The organism is Pseudoalteromonas sp. 10-33, assembly GCF_001469195.1.
Lineage (GTDB): Bacteria > Pseudomonadota > Gammaproteobacteria > Enterobacterales > Alteromonadaceae > Pseudoalteromonas.
In genome coordinates, this window is sequence record NZ_LOFI01000024.1 from 264,951 (window position 1) to 291,040 (window position 26,090).

Below are 26,090 nucleotides of genomic sequence, written 5' to 3' on the forward strand. Positions count from 1 at the left end.
ATCGTTAATTTTAAGCTACAAGGGTTTTAGGGAGGAAGGTATGGCGCAACTAGTTATATTATTACTGATCATTCACTTTATTATTGCTTACCAATGTTACAGGTATGCAAGTTTAAAAGGTTACCCCGTTAAGGTGTTTACTGTATTAGGGTGCATCCCCTACTTTAATGTAGTGGTATGGATTTACTTACTTTTTTTACCTGAACTGGAACCATTTGAAAGCCACGTTCAACGTCAAAAGCAGCCATTGTAGGCTGCTTTAACTTTTTTAATAGCGGTTAAATTTATTTGTCTGGCTCATTAAAGTTTAAACTACATTGGTGCTGTAAAAACACCTCAAGCTGCTGGCTAAACAATTTAAAATCGCGAATACGTCCTGTTGTTTTTCGCCAGAGAATACCAATATCGCGATAGGCATCGCTTTGTGAAGGCGTGGCTACCATCTGTTTATTATCTAAAATACCGGCATTAATTGCCATTTGTGGTAAAAAGGTCACCCCGAGCTGGTGTTCAACCATACTGAGTAACGTATGCAAGCTTGCCGCTTCAAATGGGTTAATACAACTAGAGCGGTTTAAATGGCACGCACTCAGCGCGTGACCCGTCATACAGTGCTCTCGCTCTAACAAAAACACACTGGCATCTGGTAATAAATTAAAGTCTTCAACACCCTTTGCTGGCATATAATCTTTATGGTGCACCAGACTAAAATGATCTTTCGCTAAAATTTGAGTATGAAACTTATCGGTTGCATACGGTAGTGCCAATAATGCTAAATCAATGTGTCCATGCTCTAACTTATCCAATAACTTATCGCTGGTATCTTCAATTAATACCAATTCTAATTCACAAAAAGTTTGCTGGCAAAAATGATACAAAGGCGCAGCAATAAAGCTAGCAATAGTCGGGATCACACCAACGGTTAATTTCCCGCTAAGCGGCGTTAAAAAACTTTTTGTAAGCTCTTTTAGGCTGATAGTGTCATTAATTATTTTTCGTGAACGCTCAACAACCTCTTCACCTATGCTTGTAAACATAAGGCTTCGGTTTTCACGCTCAATAAGTTGACAACCTAGCGTTTCTTCAAGGTTTTGAATGGCACTGCTTAGTGTCGACTGGCCAATAAAACAGGCACTGGCTGCGCGGCCAAAGTGTTGATGCTGATGAACAGCAAGTAAATACTGAAGCTGCTTAATACTCGGAAGATTGGTCATTTTTTCTTTCCACAAATAAAAAGACCCCAATACCTAGGGCATTGAGATCTTTTCAAGCTAAAAGTCTTTTAGTACTTTTTTGTTAAACCCCAAATGCGGTTCTCAGTACGTAGAAGATAACAATAGCAAGGGCAGCACCAACTGGCAACGTTATTACCCAAGAAACTACAATGTTTCTGATAACGCTCATGTTAAGTGCACCAATACCACGCGCCATACCTACACCTAATACCGCCCCCACTAAGGTTTGAGTAGTAGATATTGGCATACCAGTTCCTGATGCAATAACAACAGTAGAGGCAGCGGCAAGTTCTGCAGCAAAACCACGGCTAGGCGTTAAATGTGTAATGCCTTCACCAATTGTTTTAATTACTTTTTTACCTAAAATAGCAAGACCTGCAACAATACCAAAACCACCTAGAGGAAGAATCCACCAAGCAATCGCGGCTTTCTTAGCAATTTCACCATTGTTTTCAACAATGTTTACAACAGCAGCTAGTGGACCAATTGCATTAGCAACGTCGTTAGACCCGTGAGCAAATGCCATACAACAAGCCGTTAATACCATTAATACCGCAAACACTTTTTCTACGTTATTAAATTGCATTTGCTTGTCAGCTTTAGGGTCGATGCTTAAGCGAGAGATAGCAATTTTACCAATAATGGCAACAACCACTGCAACACCAATTGAAAGCGCGTAGCCTTCAACAGAACCTAGGTTAATACCAACGTGCTTTAAACCTTTTTTTATTGTAACTAAAGCCATGATAAAACCGGCTAAACCCATGTAGATTGGTACGTAGCGCTTAGCGTTCTTTAATGGTGCATCAGTATCAAATATAAGCTTTTGTGCGCTCATGAATATTAGGTACGCAATAAAGCCGGATATCGCTGGTGTAATGATCCAGCTTCCCACAATACCGCCTACTTTATTCCACTGAATTGCTTCTGTACCCACTGCAACTAGCGCAAAACCAATGATTGCACCAATAATAGAGTGAGTTGTTGATACTGGCCAACCTAAGAATGAAGCGATTAATAGCCATGAACCCGCGGCAAATAATGCGGCAATCATACCTAGTACCATCAGTTCTGGGATGTTTGCAAACGGTGCAGCATCAATTATTCCTTTACGAATAGTTGATGTAACTTCACCCCCTGCTAAATAAGCACCAGCAAACTCAAAAACCATGGCTATTAAAATAGCTTGTTTAATTGTTAATGCTTTTGAACCTACAGATGTACCCATGGCGTTCGCAACATCGTTCGCGCCAATACCATAAGCCATGAAAAAACCAACAGCCGCGGCAATTAAAACTAATACCGTGCCGTAAGATGCAATCATATCCATTGTATAACCTTAATCTTTCGTGTTTGAACTGATTTTAAATTAACGAGCTAACATCAGCTCAAGACGTGATCCTACGCGCTCTGCAATATCTGCAAGCTCGCCAACCCATTCAATAATTTTGTATAAAAACATTACATCAATTGGGTTTAGCTCACCTTCTACATCACGTAGTTGGCGGCGTACTTTAATTTGCATGTCATCCGTGTCTTGTTCGATTGCATCCAATTCAACGAGCATTTTTTCTACTAAGGTCACTTCGCGACCTTTAAAGCCTGTTTCTAATAGCTCTTCTAACTCGTTTATTGCTTTAGATGCTTGTTTAGTTGCATCCACACAACGAGTTAAGTAAGCCAAGAAATCAGCTTGCATGACTGCTGGTATGGTCATTTCACGACCGATTACACGTCCAGCAATGTCTTTTGCTTTATTTGCAATTTTGTCTTGTTGAGTTACTAATTCGAGCAGATCTGTACGTTCTACCGGCATAAATAAACCGCGTGGTAACTGTAAACGTATGTCTCTTTTCATGTCATCGGCTTCACGCTCTAAATTACGAATAGTGATACGAAGCTCTTCTGCTTGTGTCCACTCTTCTTTAAAAACGTGATTAAAAAAAGGTATCAAAGCTTTACTCGCTTGATGAACTTTTTTGATGTGATCTTCCATTGGTTTGAAAGGAGATTTTGCAAAAACTCCTAAAAACGCGTTTGTAGGCATAACTGACCCTTTAATCAAATTACATGCGTGCAGCATGCGATTTTACAGTATTCACAACAATTGTGAACGGTTTTTATTATTTAACTTATAGCTAAATAAACAAAGCGGCTTATAGCCGCTTTGTTAAAAATGCGCTAATGAACTTTAAAGCGATTTTTCAATATCTTCCTGTGATATATGGCGAATATCTTTGCCATTTACAAAGTAGATAATGTACTCGGCAATGTTCTGACAGCGGTCACCAATTCGCTCTAATGAACGCACTGACCAAACTAAATCCATAATTTTTGGAATTGAACGTGGATCTTCCATCATGTACGTCATAATTTGACGTGTTATTGCTTCATATTCACGATCAACTTTAGCATCTTCTTTGTGTACTTCAAATGCGCGTTGCACATCCATGCGCGCAAACGCATCAAGTACATCATGCAACATTTTTAGAACCTGACGACCCATATTTTCAATATTCACCAACAAATCTTGTTGATCTTTAGTGAAGGAATCAAGAGCCACTTTTGCAATACGCTCAGCTTCATCACCAATACGCTCTAAGTCAGCAATGGTTTTTGCAATAGCAATCACCAAACGTAAATCGCTTGCCGCGGGCTGGCGACGCGCAATAATACGCGTACATTCTTCGTCAATACTCACTTCCATGGCATTAACTTTGTAGTCGTTTTGACGCACTTTTTCTGCAAGTTCTGCATCGTTTGTGCTTACCGCATCAAGTGCACTACTTAGTTGCTGTTCAACTAATCCACCCATGCTTAGTACATGGTTACGAACATTTTCAAGCTCTTGATTAAAGCGGCCAGAAATATGCTTATTAATATTATGTTCCATAATTACCTTCTCTCTAAATCTTGTACAACACAGTACTGTTAATTATTTAGCCGTAACGACCTGTAATATAATCTTCAGTCTTTTTCTTCGTTGGTGTTGTAAATAAGGTATTTGTATCTGAGTACTCAATCAGCTCACCCATGTACATAAAGGCTGTTTGGTCAGATACACGCGCTGCTTGTTGCATGTTATGCGTAACAATAACAACGGTAAATTTGTTCTTTAAATCGTTAATTAACTCTTCAATAACTAAAGTAGAAATTGGATCAAGTGCCGACGTTGGTTCATCTAACAATAAAACCTCAGGCTCTATCGCAATAGAACGAGCAATTACTAAACGCTGTTGCTGACCGCCTGATAAACCAAAGGCACTGTCGTGTAATCTATCTTTTACTTCATCCCATAAAGCTGCGCCACGTAATGACTGCTCTACTACTTCGTCTAACTTACGCTTTTCTTTAATGCCCTGTAAGCGTAGACCATAGACTACGTTTTCATAAATCGATTTTGGAAATGGATTTGGACGCTGAAACACCATTCCCACGTTACGGCGAAGCGCCGCAACATCTACATTTTTATCGTAAATATTTTGCCCATGAAGGAGTATTTCACCTTCAATTCGACAAATATCAACTAAGTCATTCATTCGGTTAATACAACGCAGTAATGTTGATTTACCACAACCAGATGGGCCGATAAACGCCGTTACTTGGCCTTTTGGAATGTTCATATTAACTTTACTAAGCGCTTGTTTATCACCGTAGTAAAGATCGAGATCTTTAATCTCTAACGCTTTTTGCTCGTCTGTTAAATTGTCTAAATCTAACTTCATGCCCAAATTGGCTTGGTTTACTTTTGGAGCGACTGTAATCATGTTTGTTACCTATTAAATCTTTACTAATTAGTGTTCAAGCGATCTGAATTTTTCACGTAAATGGTTACGTATACCAATGGCCGTTATATTGAGTGTAATGATAACCGACACAAGTAAAAATGCCGTTGCATATACCAGCGGACGTGCCGCTTCAACATTCGGGCTTTGGAAGCCAACATCGTAAATATGAAAGCCTAAGTGCATGAACTTTCTGTCTAAGTGAAAATACGGAAAGTTGCCGTCTAGTGGTAACGTGGGTGCCATTTTAACAACACCTACCAACATCAGTGGCGCAACTTCGCCTGCTGCACGTGCAACAGCCAGTATTAAACCCGTCATAATTGCAGGGCTTGCCATTGGAATTACAATACGCCATAGGGTTTCAACTTTAGTTGCACCCAATGCCAACGAACCGTCACGCACAGTGCTTGGAATACGTGATAAACCTTCTTCCGTAGATACAATAACCACGGGTAACGTTAGTATTGCCAATGTTAATGCAGACCACATTACACCCGGTGTGCCAAATACTGGCGTTGGTGAAGACTCTGGGTAAAACAACTGGTCAATACTGCCACCAAGCATGTATACAAAAAAGCCTAAACCGAATACACCATAAACAATGGAAGGTACACCCGCTAAGTTGATTACCGCGATACGAATCATTTTTGTGACCGCATTTTTAGCCGCGTATTCGTGCAAGTAAATAGCAGCAACAACACCAAACGGCGTAACTATCACGGCCATCAACATAACCATAAATACAGTACCAAATATGGCAGGGAATACGCCCCCTTCAGTATTTGCTTCGCGTGGATCGTCAGATACAAACTTGCCTAATTGACCAAAGTAATGACCTAGCTTTGCAAAAAAGCCCATGTCGTTCGGAAACCACACATCCAGTACTTGATACATTGGGATCGTGACTATTTCGCCGCGCATATCTTTTACCGTAACATGGTCGCGCTTAGCCTGTTTACGCAGTGCAAATAACTCTTTTTCAAGTTCGCCGTACTCTGCACGTAATTCTGCACGCATTTTTGCAAGCTCTGCAACACGCTCATCTGTTAACTGATTATCAAGTAGGTAGCTTTTCTCTTTTAAACGTAGACGCTCAAGTTCATAGTTAATATGACCTATATCGCCATTTTGTAAATCTAATGCTTCATCGTTTAAATCTACAGCACGCTCAACAAGGTCATATAAAGCATCAACCTTATCACCCTCTACTGGTTTACCATCTTTAAATACACTTTCTACATAGCCGTAAAAGTTACCATTTTTGCTACGTTCAAATACTGCAAGCGTAGCGGGTGTAGACTTTGCTTTTATGTCGGTTTCAAGTATCCAACGAAAATCTAAATCTACGTATTCACGGTTACCTGTTTTAATAAGTAAGCGTTCAAATTCTTCTTTATCAAATGCTGAAACATCAACACCTATTGCAGCCAAACGCTCTTTAGGTACGAGTTCACGGTCGTAAACTTCACCAATAACGGTTTGCTTTGCAATTGAGCCTTCAAGCTCAAACTGTACAACTTGAGAAGGCCAGAAAAAACTCAATCCCTTCCAGGCTATCATTGCTAATATACCTAAAACCGAAATCAAGCTGATGCTCACTGCACCGCCGGTCATCCAAATCCAAGGAGAACCAGACTTAAACCACTGCTTTACCATGTCGTGTCTCTCCACTTACATTGAGCTGTATTTTTCACGTAACTGCTGACGAACAAACTCAGCTAACGTGTTAAATACAAAGGTGAATATGAATAGTACAAAGGCTGCTAAAAACAATATTCTGTAATGCGAGCTACCTACTTCTGATTCAGGCATTTCTACCGCAATATTAGCCGCCAGCGTTCTCATGCCTTGGAAAATACTCCAGTCCATAATTGGTGTGTTACCTGTTGCCATGAGTACAATCATGGTTTCGCCCACTGCACGGCCAAGGCCCATCATTACCGCAGAAAATATACCAGGGCTTGCAGTTAACAAAACAACACGCACGAGTGTTTGCCATTGAGTTGCACCCAATGCTAGTGAACCATTTGATAAGTGCTTAGGTACGCTAAATACAGCGTCTTCCGCAATAGAGAAAATAGTAGGCACCACTGCAAAACCCATTGCTATACCGACCACCAATGAATTACGTTGGTCAAATGTCATGCCTAACTCGTTTGTTAGATACTGACGTACATTCCCGTCAAACATCCACAGTTCTACTGTTTCGCTCATTGCGAACGAAAACCAACCAACCACTAATACAACAGGAATCAAAATAATTGAATGAGAGCCTTCTGGTATTTTATGGCGAATACTCGCTGGTAATTTTGTCCAAGCAAGTGCTGAACCTAAAATACCAATAGGTAATAAAATGAGTAAGCCAACAATTGCAGGTAAGTGTTCTTCAATTAATGGTGCTAACCAAAGACCAGCTAAAAAGCCTAAAATAACAGTAGGAAGTGCTTCCATTATTTCAACGGTTGGCTTTACAACTTTACGTAATCCACTCGACATAAAGTACGCAGTGTAAATGGCCGACGAAATCGCAATAGGTACTGCAAATAACATGGCGTAAAAAGCCGCTTTAATTGTACCGAACGAAATAGGCACAAGCGAAAATTTAGATTCAAAGTCATCACTTGCTGATGTTGACTGCCAAATATATGCAGGCTCTGGGTAACCTTCGTACCATACTTCTTGCCATAACGCAGACCAAGTTACTTCAGGGTGTTCGTTGTGAACTTCTAATACCGTTAGCTTGCCATCCGCTAAAATTAACGCTGCATTTGAGCGCGGTGCAATTGCAAAGTGTTTAATTTCGCCTTCACTTACTTTACCTTGCCACAACTTAGCTTCGCTTGTTGTGTAGTAAACACCTAGCTCACCGTTACTACTGGTAGTGAAAAAAGTACGACGATAAAATTCTGTAAATATATTTAATTTACTTTGTTTGGTTGTTTCAAACGCACGAATTTTTTGAAATTCACGGCCAGTATCTGTGTTTACTTCAAACCACTGCGATACTTCACCGTTATCGTTAGCAAGCATTAATGAGTTTGCACCCGCTAGTAACTGAGCCGACACTATATTAGCGCTTTCTTCATTAGCTGATAATAATTGAATTTGCTCTACTTCACTTGGGTCGCGCGTGTCATAAACGTAAATTTGATTAGCTGAACGAATAAACGTACGTGTTGTATCTGGCGAAATTAAAAGCTCATCTACACGGCCTTCAATATCAAGCTCTGTTCTCTCAACAACCCACTCAACTTCACCCGTAAACATGTTTTCTTCGGCAACAAAACTGCTAAATAAAACACGCTTATCTGCGGTTAATGCAACGACCGCCGTTTTATCTTCATAGTGAGTAAACGCAAAACGTTTAATTGCAGCGCCTTGAGCGTCAACTTCTAACGCCATTTCACCAAGCGGGTAATCAACTCGGGGCGTTAATTTACGTTCGTTATTTGGAAAGGTAACTAAAAACTTAGGTACAACCACCATCACAGTGCCGTTTTCTAAACCATATGCGTATTGGCCTTGAAACGGTGCGCTAGTTGCAAAGCTTGTTACTTCACTTGGAAGGGCAACATTAAGTGTTTTGAGTTTTTTACCAAAACGTGCTTTTTCTACATTGTAAAAATCAACTTGGCCTTGCTGGCTAAGTAAATAAGCAACTTCGGTTTGCTCTTCAACACCTAAGCCAACTATTTGATCTGCGTTACTTACAGTGAAACTGTTGCGCTTTTCAACTTTAGCCGACTCAAAAATTGGCTGTACTACATAAAGAAGGTAGAAAAATATTAACAACAGCGCTATTAATACCATTACTCCACCGGCGGTTATGCCAAATTTGGCAAACCTGTCTTTAAATAGACGGCTTCGATCCGTATTAAAAGACGGTTTATTCGGATTGGAAGTCATCAAAACACCTTTAAATCTTAACGTTCCATAAATTATATTTCATCAAGATGACAGTAATGTTACAACGGTCATAATAAGCACTTTAATTAAAGGTATATCTAAGGTGGCATATATTATTGTATTAATTAATATGAAAATAAGGTGCTTAACAAAGAAACTAAATAACAAAAATAATTGGACAAAGCATTTAACGAGGTTAATACTCAAATGGTAAATTAAGGAATACGCTTACCTTTTTCATTCACGTTAAATTAATCATTAGTACAATAAAATCATAAATTTATAAGAGCGCGGCAGCATCAAAACATAGTTTAATGCCTACGCATTTACATTCTTCAGGCTAAAGAGAGGCACAATTTATGAAGCAGTTGGTAATAACTATTTTAGGAAAGGATCGTCCAGGCTTAGTAGAAGATATTTCATCGGTAGTTTTAAAAAATCATGGCAACTGGTTATGTAGTAATCTTAGCCATTTATTAGGTCATTTTGCAGGCATTATTAAGTTAGAAGTTGCCGAAGAGCATTTTCAGGAACTGCAAAATGCGCTGAGCGCTTTACCAAAACTTGAAGTACGTATTGAAGCTGGCAATACTGAAATCGAACCTTCACCACGTGAACAAATCAATTTAGTTATCACAGGGAACGATCGCCCTGGCATTATCCAAGAACTCGCAAGCGTAATACGACACAAAGGGGCAAGCATTACTCATTTAAATTCAAGACAACAAAGCGCTCCCAACTGGGGAGTCCCTATTTTTAGCGCTGTTGCAACTGTCACCTTACCTAACGGAATGGATAAAGACGAAGTTATTGATGCGCTTGAATCGATAACCAGCGATTTGATAGTAGATACAGAAGAAGCGTAATTCTTATATTGCGTGTCATACAAGTGACACGCATGTCATTTTAATGTCATTAAATTGTTCTATATTTTATTTAGCGTTAGATAATGGAATATACGATGAATGCCCACATAGAACACACTCAAACTATTGAATACTTTGCCAAAGAGCTTAGTTGGCTGTCATTTAACGAGCGCGTACTGCAAGAAGCTAAAGACAAAAACAATCCAATAATTGAACGCATGCGCTTTTTAGGGATATTTTCTAATAACCTTGATGAATTTTTTAGAGTGCGTGTTGCCGATGTTAAACGCCGTATTTTATTAAACAAACTCCCCGATGCTAACTTTGAAGAAGACGAAGCTTTATTAAGTCAAATTCAGCAAAAAGTGTTGCAACTAGGCAAAAAATTTAACCTAATACATCAACAAATTTTAAACGATTTAACCACTCATAATATCCATGTTGACCGCCCCGAAAAATTAACAGAATTTCACCTCAATTGGCTCAAAACGTATTTTCATGACACAGTTTTACAGCATATATCGCCTATTTTACTTAATGAAAATAAAGATTACTCCGATTACATAAACGACACCATGACCTACTTGTTTATTGAAATGAGTGACGAAAAAAGCCACTACGCTATGCTTGAAGTACCCACAGACCGTGTTCCTCGTTTTATTATATTACCGCCTGAAAAAACACGTCGCCGTAAAACTATTGTCATGCTTGATGATGTTATTTCTTACTTTTTAAATGATGTTTTTAGTAACTTTTTTCATTTTGATAAAATTCAAGGTCATGCAATAAAACTCACCAGAGATGCCGAATACAACTTAGACGACGAACTAGAAGAAGGCCTGCTCGATAAAATGTCAAAAGGACTCAAGCAACGTATTTATGCAGAGCCTGTACGCCTTGTTTACGACGAAAGCATGCCCGAAAGTATGTTAAAAGTGATGAAAAAACGTTTAAATGTGAGTCATCATGATGCGTTGATACCTGCAGGTCGCTACCGCAACTTTAGAGATTTTATTGCTTTTCCTAATGTCGGTCGCCAATACCTTGAAAACAAACCACTCCCAGCGATACAAAGTACTGCTTTTAATAAACATAGCAGTGTATTTGACGCAATAAGCGAGCAGGATATATTACTTTACTACCCATACCACACGTTTAATCATTTATTAGAATATGTTCGCCAAGCCGCATTTGATCCTATGGTGACGCAAATAAAAGTAAATATTTATCGTGTTGCGAGCAAATCTAGGCTTATTTCTTTACTCATTAATGCCGCTAAAAACGATAAAAGCGTCACTGTAATGGTTGAGCTCAAAGCACGCTTTGATGAACAGAACAATATTGAATGGGCTAAAGTACTGAGCAGCGCGGGAATAAAAGTTATTTTTGGTATACCTGCACTAAAAGTACATAGCAAACTGTGTGTTATTCACCGTAAAGAAAAAAACAAAATAGTTAAATATGCTCATATTGGTACCGGAAACTTTCATGAAAAAACAGCTAAAATTTATACCGACTTTAGCCTTTTCACTAAGCATAACGGCATTTGTGAAGAGTGCGATAGCGTATTTAAATTTATAGAAAGCAGCTATAAACCCTTTAATTTTGAATATTTAATGATCTCCCCTGTCAATGCCCGTGACACATTACTTGATCTGATTGATAAAGAAATAAAGCATGTTGAAGATGGTTTTGCAGGAAGAATTACAATTAAAGTAAATAACTTAGTTGATAAGCAACTTGTAGATAAGCTTTATTATGCTGGTCGTCGTGGTGTAAAGATTCGAATTATTGTACGCGGTATGTGCTCATTAATATCTGGGGTGCCTCGCTTCAGCGAAAACATAAAGGTGATCAGTATTGTTGATCGCTTTTTAGAGCACCCTAGAGTCATGGTGTTTGGTAATAACGGTGACGATAAAGTATATATTTCGTCTGCCGATTGGATGACACGTAACCTTGATCAACGTGTTGAAGTAGGCGTGCCAATTTTAAATGATAAATTAAAACAACTCATTATCGATATTTTAGAGCTACAATTTAAAGACCGTACCAAAGCTCGGCTAATCGATAGCGAGCAAAAAAACACCTATGTTAGGCGCGGTAACAGAAGAAAAATTCGCTCACAGATTGCAATTTACGACCACCTAAAAAAATGGGAAAGTAACTATAATAATGAATAATCATCCATCAATAGCGGCCGTCGATCTAGGTTCGAATAGCTTTCACTTGGTCGTTGCGCGCGAAGTGGATGGCACATTGCAAATTTTGCATAAAGAGAAACAACGTGTTTATTTAGCTGATGGCCTAGACGATAAATTAAGGCTAAACCAAGATGCGATAGACCGTGCGCTACGTGTACTTAAACAGTTTGCAAATACACTTGAAGACTTTCCTTCTAGTAATGTAAAAGTAGCTGCGACTTACACTTTTAGGCGCGCCAAAAATATTCATGCCTTTTTAACCCAAGCAAGTAACGTTTTTCCATTTCATATTGACGTGATCCCCGGGCAAGAAGAAGCTAGGCTTATTTATCAGGGTGTGGCTCATTATATTCATAATGAAGAAAACCGCCTTATTATCGATATTGGCGGAGGCAGTACCGAACTTATTATTGGCAAACACTTTAAGCATAAACTGCTTACTAGTCGAAATATGGGTTGTGTTAGCTACACAAAACAATTTTTTAGTGATGGAGCTATTACAGCCAAGCGCTTTAATCGAGCTGAAACAAAAGCAGAACAAGAAATCGAAGTTATTTATGCTAACTACATTCGCGAGGGCTGGCAAAATGTAATTGGTACGTCGGGCACTATAAAGTCAATATTAACCATGGTGAATGCACAAAATCCACAACAAGCATTTATAAATATTGAGGATTTACTTACTCTTAAACAACAATGTATTGCCGCTAAACACATCGATAATATCTGTATTGAAGGGTTAACCCCTGAGCGTCAGCAAAGCCTATGTGGAGGGCTTGCCATTCTTATTGCTGTCTTTAAAGAATTTTCGATTGGCGAACTTACGTATAGTGATTTCTCTTTAAGAGAGGGATTACTTCACGAAATGCAGCAGAAGCTGGCTGATAAAGATATACGTAGCAACACAATTAATAACTTAAGTGAACGATATACAGTTGATAAACCGCATGCTTTGCGGGTTGCAAACACTGCACTTTGGATTTACGAGCGAGTTGGTAAGGCATGGCAACTTAATGATAATGACGACACAGCGCTTTTAACCTGGGCGGCAAAATTACATGAGATTGGGTTATCTATAAACTCTTCAGGAATTAATAAGCACAGTGCCTATATTGTGGCAAACAGTCAACTTCCTGGTTTTACTCAGCAGGAACAGCTCATATTAAGCTCGCTAATTCGATTTTACCGTAAAAAAATTAAATTAGATGAACTACCAGAGTTTACAACTATCGCACAGCAACATGTCACTAAGCTTGTTACTATTTTGCGATTAGCCATTTTATTTAATCAAAAGCGACAAACAAGCCAGCAGCCTAATATGGATATTAGCGCCAATAGCACGGGGCTTTTCATTAAGTTTCATGATAACTATTTGCAAGAACATACGTTGCTGCACGCTGACTTAGCACTAGAACAACGTTATTTAAAAAAGGTCGGAATAAGTCTTAACTGCTCATAATAGAATTTAAAAAAGTGTATGGCAGGGCATTTATACCCTGCTTGTTTTTACTTCCCCTGATGTAACTACATATCCATATGACGATTTGTACTTTGCATCATTTGTTTAAGCCCTTGCTTTTCAAGCTCTAGTAGCTGCGCTAGCTTCTCTTGAGCATGTTCCGTTTCTGCACGTTCAAGCAGGTAACCGTAAAGCGCAATCACTTTTTGATGCTGGCCCGATAAGTAATTTTGAATTGCTTTTTCATCTAACTGTTTATCTTTGCTGATATCGTTAAACGTAATAAGTTCGGGGTTGCTGGCAAAGTACTCATAGCAAAATGTGTCGAGCGTGTTAATTTCGGTAATCGCTTTGAAACCCACTAAATCTTCAGCGAGTTTTTTTTCGTAATTAAGGTAATAATCCACCAGCATGGCATTACGCTCATCAAGTATTGGTTTAACGCTATGAAAATTAGCCGCCATTTGCGTATGAAATAATACGGTCCAGTCGTATACCTCTTTAATTGTTTTAACTTGCATGTGCATTCCTTACTTAGTTAACTGATAAGTTACAGGTTGCTTGAATCATGCCAACAAAAAAGCATTTTAAAACAATAAGTTAAAACTTATAGATAGATTAAAATGTAAATTAGTAGAATAACTTACAAACGATAAGTAATTTTTATAGGGCAATGATAAATCATTACCCTATCACTGTTACTTAATGGCCTTTTTTCTCCATAATAAGTAAGCCGCAGGAATAACCAATAAGGTCAACAATATCGCGCTCGCCATTCCCCCCACCATAGGCGCTGCAATTCGGCTCATTACTTCACTACCGGTACCCGTTCCATAAAGCACAGGTAATAAACCAATAACAATAGTAGCCACCGTCATCATTACAGGGCGAACACGTAAGCCGGCACCTTCAATAATTGCTTGCTGTAACTGAGCTAACGAAAGTGGTTTATCAGCTCGCTTAGCTGTTAAGCACATGTTTTGATATGCCTGATTTAAGTAAACCAGCATAATCACCCCAATCTCTACCGCGACACCGGCCAGAGCAATAAAACCGACCCCTACGGCGACTGAAAAGTTAAAGCCTTCAAGGTACATGAGCCATACACCCCCTATCATAGCCAATGGCAGTGTGCACATAATAATAGTTACCTCAGCAAAGCTTTTAAAATTAAGATAGAGCAGCACAACAATAATGGCCAAGGTGAGAGGCACTACGTAGGTGAGCTTCTCTTTTGCACGTTGCATATATTCATACTGCCCAGCCCATGAAATAGAATATCCCGATGGCAGTATCAAACGTTCATTTAGCACGGCTCTCGCGCTTTCAACATAGCGACCAATGTCTACGCCATCTATATCAATATAAACCCAACCATTTAAACGTGCATTTTCACTTTTAATGCCAGACGGACCATTTTCAATAAATACATTAGCGACATCTCCAAGTGCAATATGCTGTCCTTGTGGCGTCACAATGGGCAATAACATAAGGGCTTCAGGTGAATCTCTAAAAACTTGCGGATAACGCAAGTTAACCGAATAACGAGCCTGCCCCTCTATTGTTTGTGTTACATTTTTACCGCCAACTGCCGTTGCTATAACTTGCTGTATATTGCTTATGTTTAAATTATAACGCGCTGCTTTTTCGCGATTTATATTAATTTTTACGTAACGTCCACTTGCAACTCGTTCAGAATAAACAGAGACGGTTCCTTCAATATCAGCAAGTAGTGTTTCTATTTGCTCGCCAATTTTTTGGATTTCACTTAACTGCGGACCTGCCACTTTAATACCTACAGGGGTTTTAATACCGGTTGCCAACATGTCTATGCGTGTTTTAATCGGCATAACCCACGCATTAGTTAAACCAGGAAACGTAACTAATGCATCAAGTTCGGCTTTGAGTTTTTCAAGTGTCATTCCCTCTCGCCATTCGTCTTTGGGTTTGAGTTGAATAAACGTTTCAATCATTGTCAGTGGGGCCGGATCGGTGGCAGTTTCGGCTCTTCCGACTTTACCAAATACGGTTTTAACCTCCGGCACGGTTGCGATTAATTTATCTGTTTGCTGCAAAACCTCTCGAGCTTTAGCTATTGATATACTGGGGTATGTAGTGGGCATATACATTAAATCCCCCTCATCAAGTGGTGGAATAAACTCGCTACCTATTTTGTTCAGCGGGTAAAAGCCAATCATGGTCATAATTAAAGCAAATATTAACGTTGTTTTTGGGTAATTAAGCACCCAGCTGAGCAAAGGGCGATAAGCCGCTACAAGCAAACGGTTAACGGGATTTTTATTTTCAGGTATTACTTTGCCTCTTATAAAATAGCCCATCAATACAGGCACTAAGGTGATCGCTAACCCTGCTGAGGCCGCCATAGCATAAGTTTTAGTGTAAGCGAGAGGTGAAAACATTCGCCCTTCTTGCGCCTCTAAAATAAAGACAGGCAAAAAACTGACGGTAATAATTAATAAACTAAAAAACAGCGCAGGACCTACTTCGCTTGTCGCTTTAATAACGACTTGCCAACGGTTTTGATCAGTCAGTGGTGTTTTTTCCATATGCTTATGCATATTTTCAATCATAACTATGGCGCCATCGGTCATTGCCCCTATGGCAATCGCAATACCGCCCAAAGACATAATGTTAGCGTTAATTCCTTGCCAATACATTACAATAAACGCCGTTAATATACCCAGCGGTAAAGTAATAATAGCCACCAAAGATGAGCGTATATGAAACAAAAACACAACACACACAAGCGCTACAACAAGAAGTTCTTCAACAAGTTTGCTAGTCAGATTATTTATTGCGTTGTTAATTAAGTTTGAGCGATCGTAAACGGGAATAATCTCAACGCCCTCGGGCAGTCCCTTTTTGAGCGATTCGAGCTTGGCCTTAACCAGTTCAATGGTTTTTTGTGCATTTTCACCATAGCGCATAACAACAATGCCACCGGTAGCTTCGCCTTCACCGTTAAGATCACTTACGCCACGGCGCATCTGGGGACCAAGTCGAATATTTGCGACATCGCGTAACTGCAAAGCGGTACCGTTTGCATTAGTACCTAATGGAATAGCCTCTAAATCGGCAACACTTTTAATGTAACCTGTGCTGGTAACCATGTATTCCGCTTCGGCCATTTCAATAACAGAGGCGCCAGTCTCTTGGTTTCCTTGCTCTATTGCAGTTTGAATGAGGCTCAACGGAATGCCGTAAGCACGTAACTTAGTAGGATCGACATTTACTTGATACTGCTTAACCATTCCCCCTACAGAGGCAACCTCAGAAACACCCGGTACGGTTTGTAATTCAAATTTTAAAAACCAATCTTGTAAGCTTCTTAGCTGACTTATGTCATGCTTATTTGTTTTATCAACCAATGCATATAAATAAATCCAACCTACGCCCGATGCATCGGGTCCAAGTTCTGGCGTTGCGCCTTCAGGCAGACGGTTTGCAGCTTGTGTTAGGTATTCTTGCACTCGGCTACGCGCCCAATATAAATCAGTGCTGTCGTCAAAAATAATATAAACATACGAGTCGCCAAAAAATGAAAAACCTCTTACCGTTTTTGCCCCTGGTACCGATAACATTGCAGTAGTAAGCACAAAGGTTACTTGGTCTTGTACCACTTGGGGTGCTTGCCCCGGATACGATGTTTTTACAATAACTTGCACATCCGATAAATCGGGCAAGGCATCTACTGCCGTATTTTTAACGGCAAACACACCACCACCCACTAAAATTAATGTAAGCAATAATATAAATAACCGGTTATAGACAGACCAGCGAATAACAGCAGCAATCATTTTACTTCCTCGTCCATCATATGTTGCATTGAGGAGTGATCCATTATTTCAACATTGTTTAAAGCGGTGATCACAAAATCATCATTTATAATGCTAAATGTGAAATTAATGGTTTGGCCTTTCACAAGAGAGTTAACCTCTATATGCGGTGCTAATACAAAGTTCATTGTTGCTGGACCTCGGTTCCATTTTTGAATAGCTTCGCGGCTAATATTTACAACTCGAGTTGGTGCATCTATTGCATTTATAACGCCATTTACAGTTGCACTTTGAGAGGCAACATCGTTACTAGCATGAGCTGCTGACATCTCCATTCGCTTAAAGTCTGAGCGTTTGCTCGACTCAGAATCTATTAAAAATTGTGCAGATGTGACCACACTCTCGTTTGCCATCACACCTGACAAAATAACCGTTTCATTAAGGTTTGTTTGCCCTACTTGTACTTCAACAGATTTAAAGCGCCCTTCACCTAATGCGACAACTACGCGGTTTTGATGTTGCGTACGAATTACAGCTTCTTTTGGTACTACAAGCTGAGGCTTACTCACCTTTGTATGAATAACTACCTGGGCAAACATATTCGGTTTTAGCTTAAGGTCTTTATTTTTAAACCGGAGTCTGACCCGAAGTGTTCTATTTTGAGCATCGAGCGCAGGATAAATATAATCGACCTGCCCTTGCCATTCTTTTCCCTTTAAATAATCAAGAGTCATGGTTACCGGCAAGCCAACACTAATAAGCGACGATTGGCGCTCAAATATTTCAGCTTCTACCCATACCTCATCAAGTTGAGCAATGCTCATCATTGACGTACCTGGCTTTACATAAAAACCTTCTCGCACATTCAGCTCATCAACAATTCCACTTTGACGCGCATAAAAGGTAATATTTTGCATTATTTGCTTATTTTTTTGTAAGCGCTCGATAAATTCAGCAGATACATTTAACGACTCTAATCGTGCTTTTGCAGCACGAATTAGCACATTGTTATTTCTATTTACTGCCAATAAAAACTCTTCTTGTGCATTAACCAGCTGCGGTGAGTACAAAGTATACAAAGGTTCGCCTGCGCTGATTTTATCGCCTTGCGCTTTTACGTATAAATTTTCAAGCCACCCTTCTACACGAGGATGAATATGCGTCATTTCATCTTGGTTATATTGCACATATCCCAGTGTATTAATATTAGTTTGCAGTGCTTTTAACTGCACTTTTGTGGTTTTCACCCCTAAATTATTAATTACCACAGGCGAAATAGTAACTGCCCTTTTTTCACTTTCGCTATTGCTAGCTTCGTCGTAAACAGGCACTAAATCCATCCCCATAGGAGAGAGGCCTGGAGCGTCACGCCTATAATTACTGTCCATGGGTGCAACCCAATACAAGGGGTGTTTTTCGGTAGTTGCCGGTTTTTCATTAAATGTAATTTGCGTAAGACCAGCCCAAAAGCCTGCACCTACAACAGCGGCAATTAATAGTTTTAAATTAGCGTTCATCAGGCTGCATCCCCTACTAGTTCGCCCATAACTTGGGAGTCTAAGCTGCTTATATAATAATTTAGCCGTGCAATAATAATGTGTTTATCTACTTGAATATTAAGTGCGTCAATTTTGGCATTTAGCTCACTAATACGTGCTTGCATCACATCAGAAAAGTCACCGTCATCACGCGTATAAGCATTTAAGGTTGCTTGTGATTGCTCAGCCATTTGTACTAATAACGTATTTTGATATAGTGTATTTCGCTTTTGTAACTGAGATAGCTGACTATATTCTTTAAAATACATACCTTTGAGTTTTTGCAAAGCGACTCTTTTTTGTGTTTTAGTCGCCTCCGCAATCGATATAGCCGATTTAACTTGTTGGTCTTGCCTGTTATCTGTAAACAAAGGTAGATCAATGCTTACCCCCACTGAAAGTAAGTCGGCCCTTGATTGGCCCATTGGTGTGTCTGCTCGATAGCCATACCCCACATTAATCCCTATCTGTGGCTGGTAGCTTTGTTTAGCTAGGCGCACTTGTGTTTGCTTGGCCAATACACTTTGCTCTATGGCTACAATGGCTGGGTGAGCCATAAGTAATCGTATAAGTTGACTAAATTCAAGTGTATTAAAATTAGTAAGCGCGGGAGGGGTTATAAATTTACCATCTAAAGGTTTTTCTAACATTGTTATGGGCAACCATTGCGCAAGCCGATTTTTAGCGCTGTGAAGTTGTTGCTCAAGTGTGAGTAGCTTATCTTCTAAGCGGGTAAGCTCTAACTGAGCCCGAATAATATCTTGCTGGCGTGTCTTACCCTGTGTACTTGCGTAGCTGGCCTCAGTTATTTGAATAAGCTGAGTAAATAACTCTCTGTCTTTCTCTATTAAGTTAATACTGCGCTGTGCCCTATAAGCATTTAGCCAAAACTCGGTAACTATCGCTTTTACCTGAGCTAACCTATCAGCTCGCTGCCATGGGTATTGCTGCGATGACTGCAAAAGTGACATTTGCTTGAGTGCTAGGCTATCACCGCGACTAAACTTTTGACTTACACTTACTTTAAATTGAGTCATCCCTTCTTGATCAAACGCATAACCATTTGTTGGTAAGTTCATCAGACCAAACGTGAGTGTTGGGTCGGGTAAAGTGCCCGCCATAATACTCTGAGCCATAACGGCTTGCTCTTGGTGGCGGCTTGCAGATAGCCACGGATCATTTTCAAGTGCATAACTAAGGGCGTGAGATAAGTTTAGCGCTTTCTGTGAGTTATACTCATTCGTTGCGCCTTTCGTGTTTTCTTCTTGGGTATTCGCCGCACCGCTGAACAAAGTCAAACAACATAGCACTGCGTTTATTTTCAAAGCGTAATTCATCGCTTGCTCCATTTAAAAATTAATAAAAATTTAAATTGGCAAGAAAGGTGTTTATATCAGCCGCACCGAATATGAAAACTAATCACGTTTTCAAAGGGTCAAAATCAGCTAGAGGTTCATAAAATTTAGACACACCTATCCTGCTATTTAAGCAAACATAGGAGGGCGGTAAAGTGATTTGGGAGAGGTTGTTTGAGCACTTAATTCGGGCGTATTCACTTTTTCAGTAATAATAACTGCAGTCACCAATAAAATATCAACATTAAGCATTGAGTTAGCGGCACAGCCATTAACGGGGCAACTGCATTCGTTTTGAGCCGTCGCCTCGTCATCGCAGCAATCCATTTGCATCATGGTATGGTGAGCGCTGTTGTTCCCTTCGCTGGTATTACCCAAATGCATATTAACGTGAGCATTAGACTGATGAGGCATTTCACATTCACTTGCTACAGACGCAAAAGACTGACCCACAAACGTGAGCAGTAAAGTAAGCGTAAGTAAAATAGTGTACATGCGTTGCAAAATGATACCCCAATCAAAAAAAGAGAGTTTAAAGTAACTTATAAACGACTACAAATAATTTAGGGCGTGTTATGTAGTTTGGTTTGAGTTTTAATTAAATAGCTGGCAGTAACTGCAAATAGACAATAGGCTCCAAAGTACCAAAACCCTTCACCAAACTGTGCATTCATAACAAGTAATTCACCACTTTTAGCGTGTGCATTGCCTGCTAAATACGTAACAATTAATGCTATTACAAATACATCAACCATACTCCATTTGCTGAGCGCACACACAATATTGCCACAAACTTGCTTAAGTCCATTCACTGGTAAGCAGCAATACAGTAGCTGTAATAATAACTTTAGGCTTGGCACCACCACTGAAAAAAGACCAACCAAGATAGCAACAAGCAAATTATTATTATTTGCTAGGTCTTTAATAGTGCCGTAAATACTTTGCGTTTTGCTATAGGCGCTAATCTCGCCTTCTAACTTATCTAGCCCCAACATGTTTGAAAACATCATTAGCATACTGCGCGTTCGGCCATCGCCTTCTTCTGCTAACATTTCAATACCCGCTTGGGCAAGTTTTGATTTATCAATATTTCCCTCAATTGTTAGCACTGGTTTTGTAATACCCGGAAATAACAAACATAAAGCAATAACAACACTTACAACAGATAAAAAATTACGCATCTTATTCGCTCATAACTTCTATTACATCATCACTATAAAGCATTGACTCTAATATAAAACTGTATACTTTTTCTATTTCTATCTCTGGGTTAACCAGCTTAAGTTGTGTTTCAACCATTGGCCAATTTTTAGTTTCAATCGCTTTTGTAAGCAATAAACAATCACCCAACAAACCGGTTTGCATTAGCAAAGCATCTGTTATGCTTTTATCAAGCGTAAACTCTTTTACAATAGTTGCTAGCTCAATATCTAATATTGCATCAAGCATCGAAAACAACCCCACCAAGTAACCTTGCTGAGATAAATTTTTGTTTGTTTCTGTTAATATAAGTTCCATTAACCGAGCGCGTACAAGAGCAAATTTAGTTAACTCTGTGGGTTTATCTATTCCTAAATCGCTAACAGCTAATACGCGCACAAATTGGCGAATTACGTCCTCACCTAAATAAACAACAGCTTGCGATATAGACGTGATAACTAAATTACTATTACCAGAGCGCGCATTTGCTAAACGTAAAATTCGCGCCGTTATTCCTACATCTTTCGCTACACGCTGATGAATTTCTTCAAAGCATATCGATTCTTTTGCTATTGCTTTAAGGAGTTCGAAAACGGTAACTTTTGAAGGGTCGACTCCACTGTAAGTGAGCATTTCTGGGCGAGCAAAAAAGAACCCCTGAAAATAATCACACCCTGCATCGCGTAAGTTTATAAACTGATCGTAGGTTTCTATTCGCTCTACAATTATTTTGCAATGAGGGTAGCTACGTTTTAACTTTTTAACCCGCATGTTAGTTTTAATAATAGGCTCTTCAGCTTCAATTTTTATGTAGCTAACAAGGGCGAGTAAAGGCTCCCATTTTTCATCGCCGTCATAATCGTCCAGTGCAAATACATACCCCTGAGCTTTTAGTGCTTTAATACGACTGGCAACCGCTGCAATATTTACCGTACGCTCTACAATCTCAATGACAGTATGCTCTGGGTTTAATAATTTAGGGAATTCATCTAACAAGGCATCTGTAGAAAGATTCACAAAAGCAAGTTGGTGGGCAGTGAGCTTTTCTGCGCCAACCAGCATCAGAGTATTAAAAAACAAACGGCTGGTTGCGTGCTCATCACTCGTACCGACAGGAAACGCATTATTTGCTGAGTTTCGGTAAAGTAGCTCGTAAGCAAACACTGCTTTTTCGGCATTAAATATTGGTTGCCGAGCAACATATTGTGTCAAAGTAGGTGTTAGCGATGGAGTATCAGACACGTTCAATATAATTCGCCTATAAGGTTATATAAGATTAAGCTTACTCCTTTGAGTCTAATCTATGTTGGATACTAAAAGTATAGTAAAAATATCTTAATCGTTGCAATACTATGCAAAGTAAATAAAACTAGTAAAAAATTTCTTAGCTAAGGAGGAAGTTTGACTAGTTTGAAATGGTTACTAATAACGTGCTGTGCAATATGCTCGCTTTCTACTTTGGCAACAGAAAAACAGAATACGTTAAAATACAATATTAGCTCATCTGGGAGTCACTACCCTTATTACACAAATAACCCAGATCACCCTGGCGTATTACCTGAAATCATTGAAAAAGTCCTTGTTGATGCCAACATATCTGCTTATCACGAACCTCTACCTACAAAACGAATCACCAAATATCTTAATGAAGGCATTATAGACTTTGATGTTATTTCGCTTAATTGGCTACCCCAAAGCGAGCGCAATAACACCATGTATGTGTTTTCAGACCCTTTAATTACGGTCACCGAAATGCTTGTAACCTTGCCCGAAAACTCAAGCAAATGGAAAAACATCTCAAATCTAACAGGTAAAAATGTAGGCACCGTATTAGGGTATTATTACCATAGTGCTGATTCATTTAATCGAGTGGATTTCCCCTCAGAAAAAGAACTCATGGAAGCGCTTGTTCGTAAAAGAGTCGATGTTGCCATTATAAGTAAACTACCTGCCTTATATTGGTCACAACAGCTAAATTTGAGTATGGGTTTTGGTGCTCAATATTCTCATGGCTTTTTAAGAATTCGCTTATTGAGTAAACACAAACACTTATTGCCGGTTATTAATAAAACAATAAAAAATCTACATGGCAACGGCTACATAACAAATGCAGCTAAAAAATACATGCAAGATATACCCATACAAAACTAAGGGATTTATAACACACACCCAGTGCGCTGAGTTATACTATGCAAAAATATTAACCCACCAAAAAAGTAGTCCTATGAGTATTGAAAAAGCCTTAATTGAACGCAGCAATAACCAGTGTGAATTGTGTACAGCTACCAATGACTTATCTGTTTATGAAGTTCCACCTGTAACCGAAACACATTCAGACAAATGCATTTACACTTGCAAAACATGCAAAGAACAAATTGAAAACACCGTCGAAATCACTCCAACGCATTGGCACTGTTTAAACGACAGCATGTGGAGCCAAACACCTGCGGTTCAAGTTGTTGCCTATAGAATGCTATCGCGCTTAGCGCCAGATAACGGTTGGGCACAAGACGCTCTAGACATGATATACCTTGAAGAAGAGACCTTGGCTTGGGCTAAAAAAGCACTTGCAGAAGATGACGACGTTAAGCATATCGATAGTAATGGCGTGGTTCTTCAAGCTGGCGATACCGTGACACTCATAAAAGACTTGGATGTAAAAGGCAGTAGTCTTACAGCAAAACGCGGCACCGCGGTACGCAATATTGGTTTAACCAGTAACCCAGAGCACATTGAAGGGCGAGTTGATGGCCAGCGAATTGTGATTCTTACTAAATTTGTAAAAAAGTAAATGCAAAATCATTAACACTATTTTCGGTTTTAACCGAAAGTAATACAGTAGTACAAAAATGCCCAGCAATGCTGGGCATTTTTATGAATAGTCGTTATTCGTCAACGAGTTGCTCGCACCTATAAAAGCCGCTTGGTTTACTTAGTAACGAAACTAACTCAGGTAATACCGCATCCATAGTTTGTTTAAGCTTCCATGGCGGATTAATCACTATCATACCGGATGCAGTCATACCATGGACGTCAGTATCAGCCTCAGTTCCCAACTCGAATAACTGAATATTTCGCATACCGGAGTCAATTAAACCCTGCTCCATGTTGTTAATGCGCTCTCGGTCAACAACCGGATACCAAATCATGTATGTACCCGTTGCAAATCGTTGATGCGCTCTAACTAATGTTTTTACAACGCACTCATAATCATCTTTAACTTCGTATGGCGGGTCGATTAATACACATGCCCTGCGTGATGCAGGTGGCAGTAACCCAACTAAACCGGTAAACCCGTTTTCGCCGCGCACTCGAATAGAACGCTTACCCTGCATATTATCCTCTAAAAGCAATAAGTCTCGCGGGTGCAATTCAAAAAACCAGCCTTTATCTTGGCGGCGTAAATAATGTTCAGCAATTTTTGGCGAGCCCGGATAAAAATCGAGGTCACTCGTATTATTGAACGATTTAATTAGCTCAATGTATTCGTTAAGTGCTTCATGCTGGCTTGTGTGAGTCCACAATTTTTCAATACCGTCTTGATATTCTTGCGTTTTTTGGGCATCAGCTGCAGCAAGTTCAAAAAAACCGGCGCCAGAATGCGTATCAATGTAATCAAGCGGCTTATCTTTAATTGTTTGATATTTAAGGACCTGAGCCAACACAAGGTGTTTAAGAACATCGGCCGGATTACCCGCATGAAATGAGTGTCTGTAACTAAGCATTATTTTATTTTCGCCATACGCAATTTAATATCGCAAGTGAACCATAAGCACTGGGCTTTAGCAACTTGCACTAGGGTCTGTTAACCTTTCAAGGTTTAATTTGCAGCAGCCTATTGGATTTTCAGGCAAGGTAGAACCTACATAGTGTGGTTATTCTTGCATAAATGTAACTCAGTAGAATAACGCAGGAGCAGTTATCGAGTCCACTGGGTTACAAACCTCGCGCCACGATTAAATAGCCCCTAGTTTTAACAAATTTCAATCCGCAAAGTCCAATAACGCCTCGGATAAGGGGCGCTTAAATGAACCATTTCTGAACAAAAAAGCACGTTGTATGAATTATCCCTTAACAAAGAAGAAAAATCAGCTAAAACTGGCGTAAATGCTAGTAAATCAATGCACTTTGCTTTACATTTGCAAGACATTAATTACAGTTATATGAGCGCCTTATGGACAACACTACTCTTCAACAACTCGAACAACTGATCGATTCACTTATTGAACGCAATAATCAATTACAAACTGATGTTGCTAGCTTAAAAGAGCAAAATAGTAAACTCGCTGATGATAATGAACTTTTACAACTAGAAGCGCTTGAAAACGAAGAAAAGCAAAAAGATGCCAGCACAACGTTATCTGGCTTACTAGATAAATTACAAAGCGCACAACAGGCTAGCTAATGTCTGAGCTGCAAAACCAGCGGGTCACTGTTGAGTTGCTAGGTAAAGAGCAGCAATTTGCTTGTCCGCAAGGACAAGAAGAGGCATTGATAGCAGCAGCTAAAAATCTAAACGACTTAGTTGAACAAATGAAACAGCGTTCAACCGTTCGAAACGATCAAAAAGCATTGCTTATGGCAGCACTTAATTTAAGCCACGATTTGCTTGAAGCAAAAACACAAGCAACTGTTGAGCAGCAACATCAAGACCAGCTTGTTGATAAACTGAGTCAACATTTGGCAAGTGACCCAAAACAAAAAAAATAAAAAGCGCAACCTGCGCTTTTTGTTTATCATTA

At 39.4% G+C, this 26,090-nt stretch carries 23 protein-coding genes; 8 read left to right on the forward strand and 15 right to left on the reverse strand.

What is annotated here, in order from left to right; all coding sequences use genetic code 11:
• Positions 1-40 precede the first annotated feature (40 nt).
• Positions 41-253 (forward strand): hypothetical protein, encoded by a 213-nt coding sequence (locus ATS76_RS13625; RefSeq protein ID WP_058552605.1) that lies wholly within the window; start codon positions 41-43, stop codon positions 251-253.
• A gap of 31 nt (positions 254-284) precedes the next feature.
• On the opposite strand, the gene ATS76_RS13630 is transcribed toward ATS76_RS13625, so the two are convergent.
• The 7 genes from ATS76_RS13630 to ATS76_RS13660 form a co-directional block, all read right to left on the reverse strand.
• A complete protein-coding gene (locus ATS76_RS13630) occupies positions 285-1,214 on the reverse strand; it encodes a hydrogen peroxide-inducible genes activator (protein ID WP_058403782.1) in 930 nt (309 codons plus the stop codon).
• An 82-nt stretch (positions 1,215-1,296) separates the two neighbouring features.
• Positions 1,297-2,565, reverse strand: a complete 1,269-nt coding sequence (locus tag ATS76_RS13635; RefSeq protein ID WP_058552558.1) for an inorganic phosphate transporter — start codon at positions 2,563-2,565, stop codon at positions 1,297-1,299.
• Between the two features lie 39 nt (positions 2,566-2,604).
• Entirely contained in the window at positions 2,605-3,282 is a 678-nt protein-coding gene (locus tag ATS76_RS13640; RefSeq protein WP_058552559.1) for a TIGR00153 family protein, read from the reverse strand.
• Positions 3,283-3,426: 144 nt separating this feature from the next.
• Positions 3,427-4,128, reverse strand: a complete 702-nt coding sequence (gene phoU, locus ATS76_RS13645) for a phosphate signaling complex protein PhoU (protein ID WP_058403784.1) — start codon at positions 4,126-4,128, stop codon at positions 3,427-3,429.
• A 46-nt stretch (positions 4,129-4,174) separates the two neighbouring features.
• Complete coding sequence (gene pstB, locus ATS76_RS13650) at positions 4,175-5,002, reverse strand: phosphate ABC transporter ATP-binding protein PstB (protein WP_006791197.1); 828 nt, start codon at positions 5,000-5,002, stop codon at positions 4,175-4,177.
• 27 nt (positions 5,003-5,029) lie between these two features.
• Positions 5,030-6,679: a phosphate ABC transporter permease PstA gene (pstA, locus tag ATS76_RS13655; protein ID WP_058552560.1), complete on the reverse strand. Its 1,650-nt coding sequence runs from the start codon at positions 6,677-6,679 to the stop codon at positions 5,030-5,032.
• 15 nt (positions 6,680-6,694) lie between these two features.
• Complete coding sequence (locus tag ATS76_RS13660) at positions 6,695-8,929, reverse strand: ABC transporter permease subunit (protein WP_058552561.1); 2,235 nt, start codon at positions 8,927-8,929, stop codon at positions 6,695-6,697.
• Between the two features lie 359 nt (positions 8,930-9,288).
• On the opposite strand from ATS76_RS13660, the gene ATS76_RS13665 reads away from it, so the two are divergent.
• The 3 genes from ATS76_RS13665 to ATS76_RS13675 all read left to right on the forward strand — a co-directional run bounded on the left by ATS76_RS13665 (position 9,289) and on the right by ATS76_RS13675 (position 13,458).
• On the forward strand, positions 9,289-9,795 hold the full coding sequence (locus ATS76_RS13665; protein WP_058552562.1) for a glycine cleavage system protein R: 507 nt from the start codon (positions 9,289-9,291) through the stop codon (positions 9,793-9,795).
• A gap of 95 nt (positions 9,796-9,890) precedes the next feature.
• Positions 9,891-11,978, forward strand: coding sequence for a polyphosphate kinase 1 (gene ppk1 / locus ATS76_RS13670; protein ID WP_058403788.1), 2,088 nt, complete (start codon positions 9,891-9,893; stop codon positions 11,976-11,978).
• Positions 11,971-13,458, forward strand: a complete 1,488-nt coding sequence (locus tag ATS76_RS13675; protein WP_058552563.1) for a Ppx/GppA phosphatase family protein — start codon at positions 11,971-11,973, stop codon at positions 13,456-13,458. The genes ppk1 and ATS76_RS13675 overlap by 8 nt, the downstream gene beginning before the upstream one ends.
• 65 nt (positions 13,459-13,523) lie before the next feature.
• Here the strand turns inward: ATS76_RS13675 and ATS76_RS13680 are convergent, their stop codons facing one another.
• From ATS76_RS13680 to ATS76_RS13710, 7 genes are all read right to left on the reverse strand, one after another.
• Positions 13,524-13,979, reverse strand: a complete 456-nt coding sequence (locus ATS76_RS13680; RefSeq protein WP_058552564.1) for a hypothetical protein — start codon at positions 13,977-13,979, stop codon at positions 13,524-13,526.
• A gap of 177 nt (positions 13,980-14,156) precedes the next feature.
• The gene (locus ATS76_RS13685; protein ID WP_058552565.1) at positions 14,157-17,276 is read right to left on the reverse strand and encodes an efflux RND transporter permease subunit; all 3,120 of its coding nucleotides are present in this window, start codon (positions 17,274-17,276) and stop codon (positions 14,157-14,159) included.
• A complete protein-coding gene (locus tag ATS76_RS13690; protein WP_058552566.1) occupies positions 17,273-18,772 on the reverse strand; it encodes an efflux RND transporter periplasmic adaptor subunit in 1,500 nt (499 codons plus the stop codon). Before ATS76_RS13690 ends, ATS76_RS13685 begins: the two co-directional genes overlap by 4 nt.
• A complete protein-coding gene (locus tag ATS76_RS13695; RefSeq protein WP_058552567.1) occupies positions 18,772-20,130 on the reverse strand; it encodes a TolC family protein in 1,359 nt (452 codons plus the stop codon). The genes ATS76_RS13690 and ATS76_RS13695 overlap by 1 nt, the downstream gene beginning before the upstream one ends.
• A 147-nt stretch (positions 20,131-20,277) precedes the next feature.
• Entirely contained in the window at positions 20,278-20,643 is a 366-nt protein-coding gene (locus ATS76_RS13700) for a hypothetical protein (RefSeq protein WP_235590937.1), read from the reverse strand.
• 68 nt (positions 20,644-20,711) lie between these two features.
• The gene (locus ATS76_RS13705; RefSeq protein ID WP_058552569.1) at positions 20,712-21,329 is read right to left on the reverse strand and encodes a paraquat-inducible protein A; all 618 of its coding nucleotides are present in this window, start codon (positions 21,327-21,329) and stop codon (positions 20,712-20,714) included.
• Between the two features lies 1 nt (position 21,330).
• On the reverse strand, positions 21,331-22,596 hold the full coding sequence (locus tag ATS76_RS13710; protein WP_058552570.1) for an EAL and HDOD domain-containing protein: 1,266 nt from the start codon (positions 22,594-22,596) through the stop codon (positions 21,331-21,333).
• Positions 22,597-22,749: 153 nt separating this feature from the next.
• Here ATS76_RS13710 and ATS76_RS13715 point away from each other — a divergent pair, with 153 nt between their 5' ends.
• Both ATS76_RS13715 and ATS76_RS13720 read left to right on the forward strand, forming a co-directional pair.
• On the forward strand, positions 22,750-23,499 hold the full coding sequence (locus ATS76_RS13715; RefSeq protein ID WP_058552571.1) for a substrate-binding periplasmic protein: 750 nt from the start codon (positions 22,750-22,752) through the stop codon (positions 23,497-23,499).
• Positions 23,500-23,572: 73 nt separating this feature from the next.
• Positions 23,573-24,139 carry a PhnA domain-containing protein gene (locus tag ATS76_RS13720; RefSeq protein WP_058552572.1) on the forward strand — a complete coding sequence of 189 codons (567 nt, stop codon included), beginning with the start codon at positions 23,573-23,575 and terminating at the stop codon, positions 24,137-24,139.
• 94 nt (positions 24,140-24,233) lie between these two features.
• Here the strand turns inward: ATS76_RS13720 and ATS76_RS13725 are convergent, their stop codons facing one another.
• The gene (locus tag ATS76_RS13725; protein ID WP_058552573.1) at positions 24,234-25,073 is read right to left on the reverse strand and encodes a 23S rRNA (adenine(2030)-N(6))-methyltransferase RlmJ; all 840 of its coding nucleotides are present in this window, start codon (positions 25,071-25,073) and stop codon (positions 24,234-24,236) included.
• A gap of 449 nt (positions 25,074-25,522) precedes the next feature.
• Here ATS76_RS13725 and zapB point away from each other — a divergent pair, with 449 nt between their 5' ends.
• On the forward strand, positions 25,523-25,753 hold the full coding sequence (zapB, locus tag ATS76_RS13730; RefSeq protein ID WP_058403800.1) for a cell division protein ZapB: 231 nt from the start codon (positions 25,523-25,525) through the stop codon (positions 25,751-25,753).
• Positions 25,753-26,058 carry a cell division protein ZapA gene (locus tag ATS76_RS13735; RefSeq protein ID WP_058403801.1) on the forward strand — a complete coding sequence of 102 codons (306 nt, stop codon included), beginning with the start codon at positions 25,753-25,755 and terminating at the stop codon, positions 26,056-26,058. The genes zapB and ATS76_RS13735 overlap by 1 nt, the downstream gene beginning before the upstream one ends.
• Positions 26,059-26,090 lie beyond the last annotated feature (32 nt).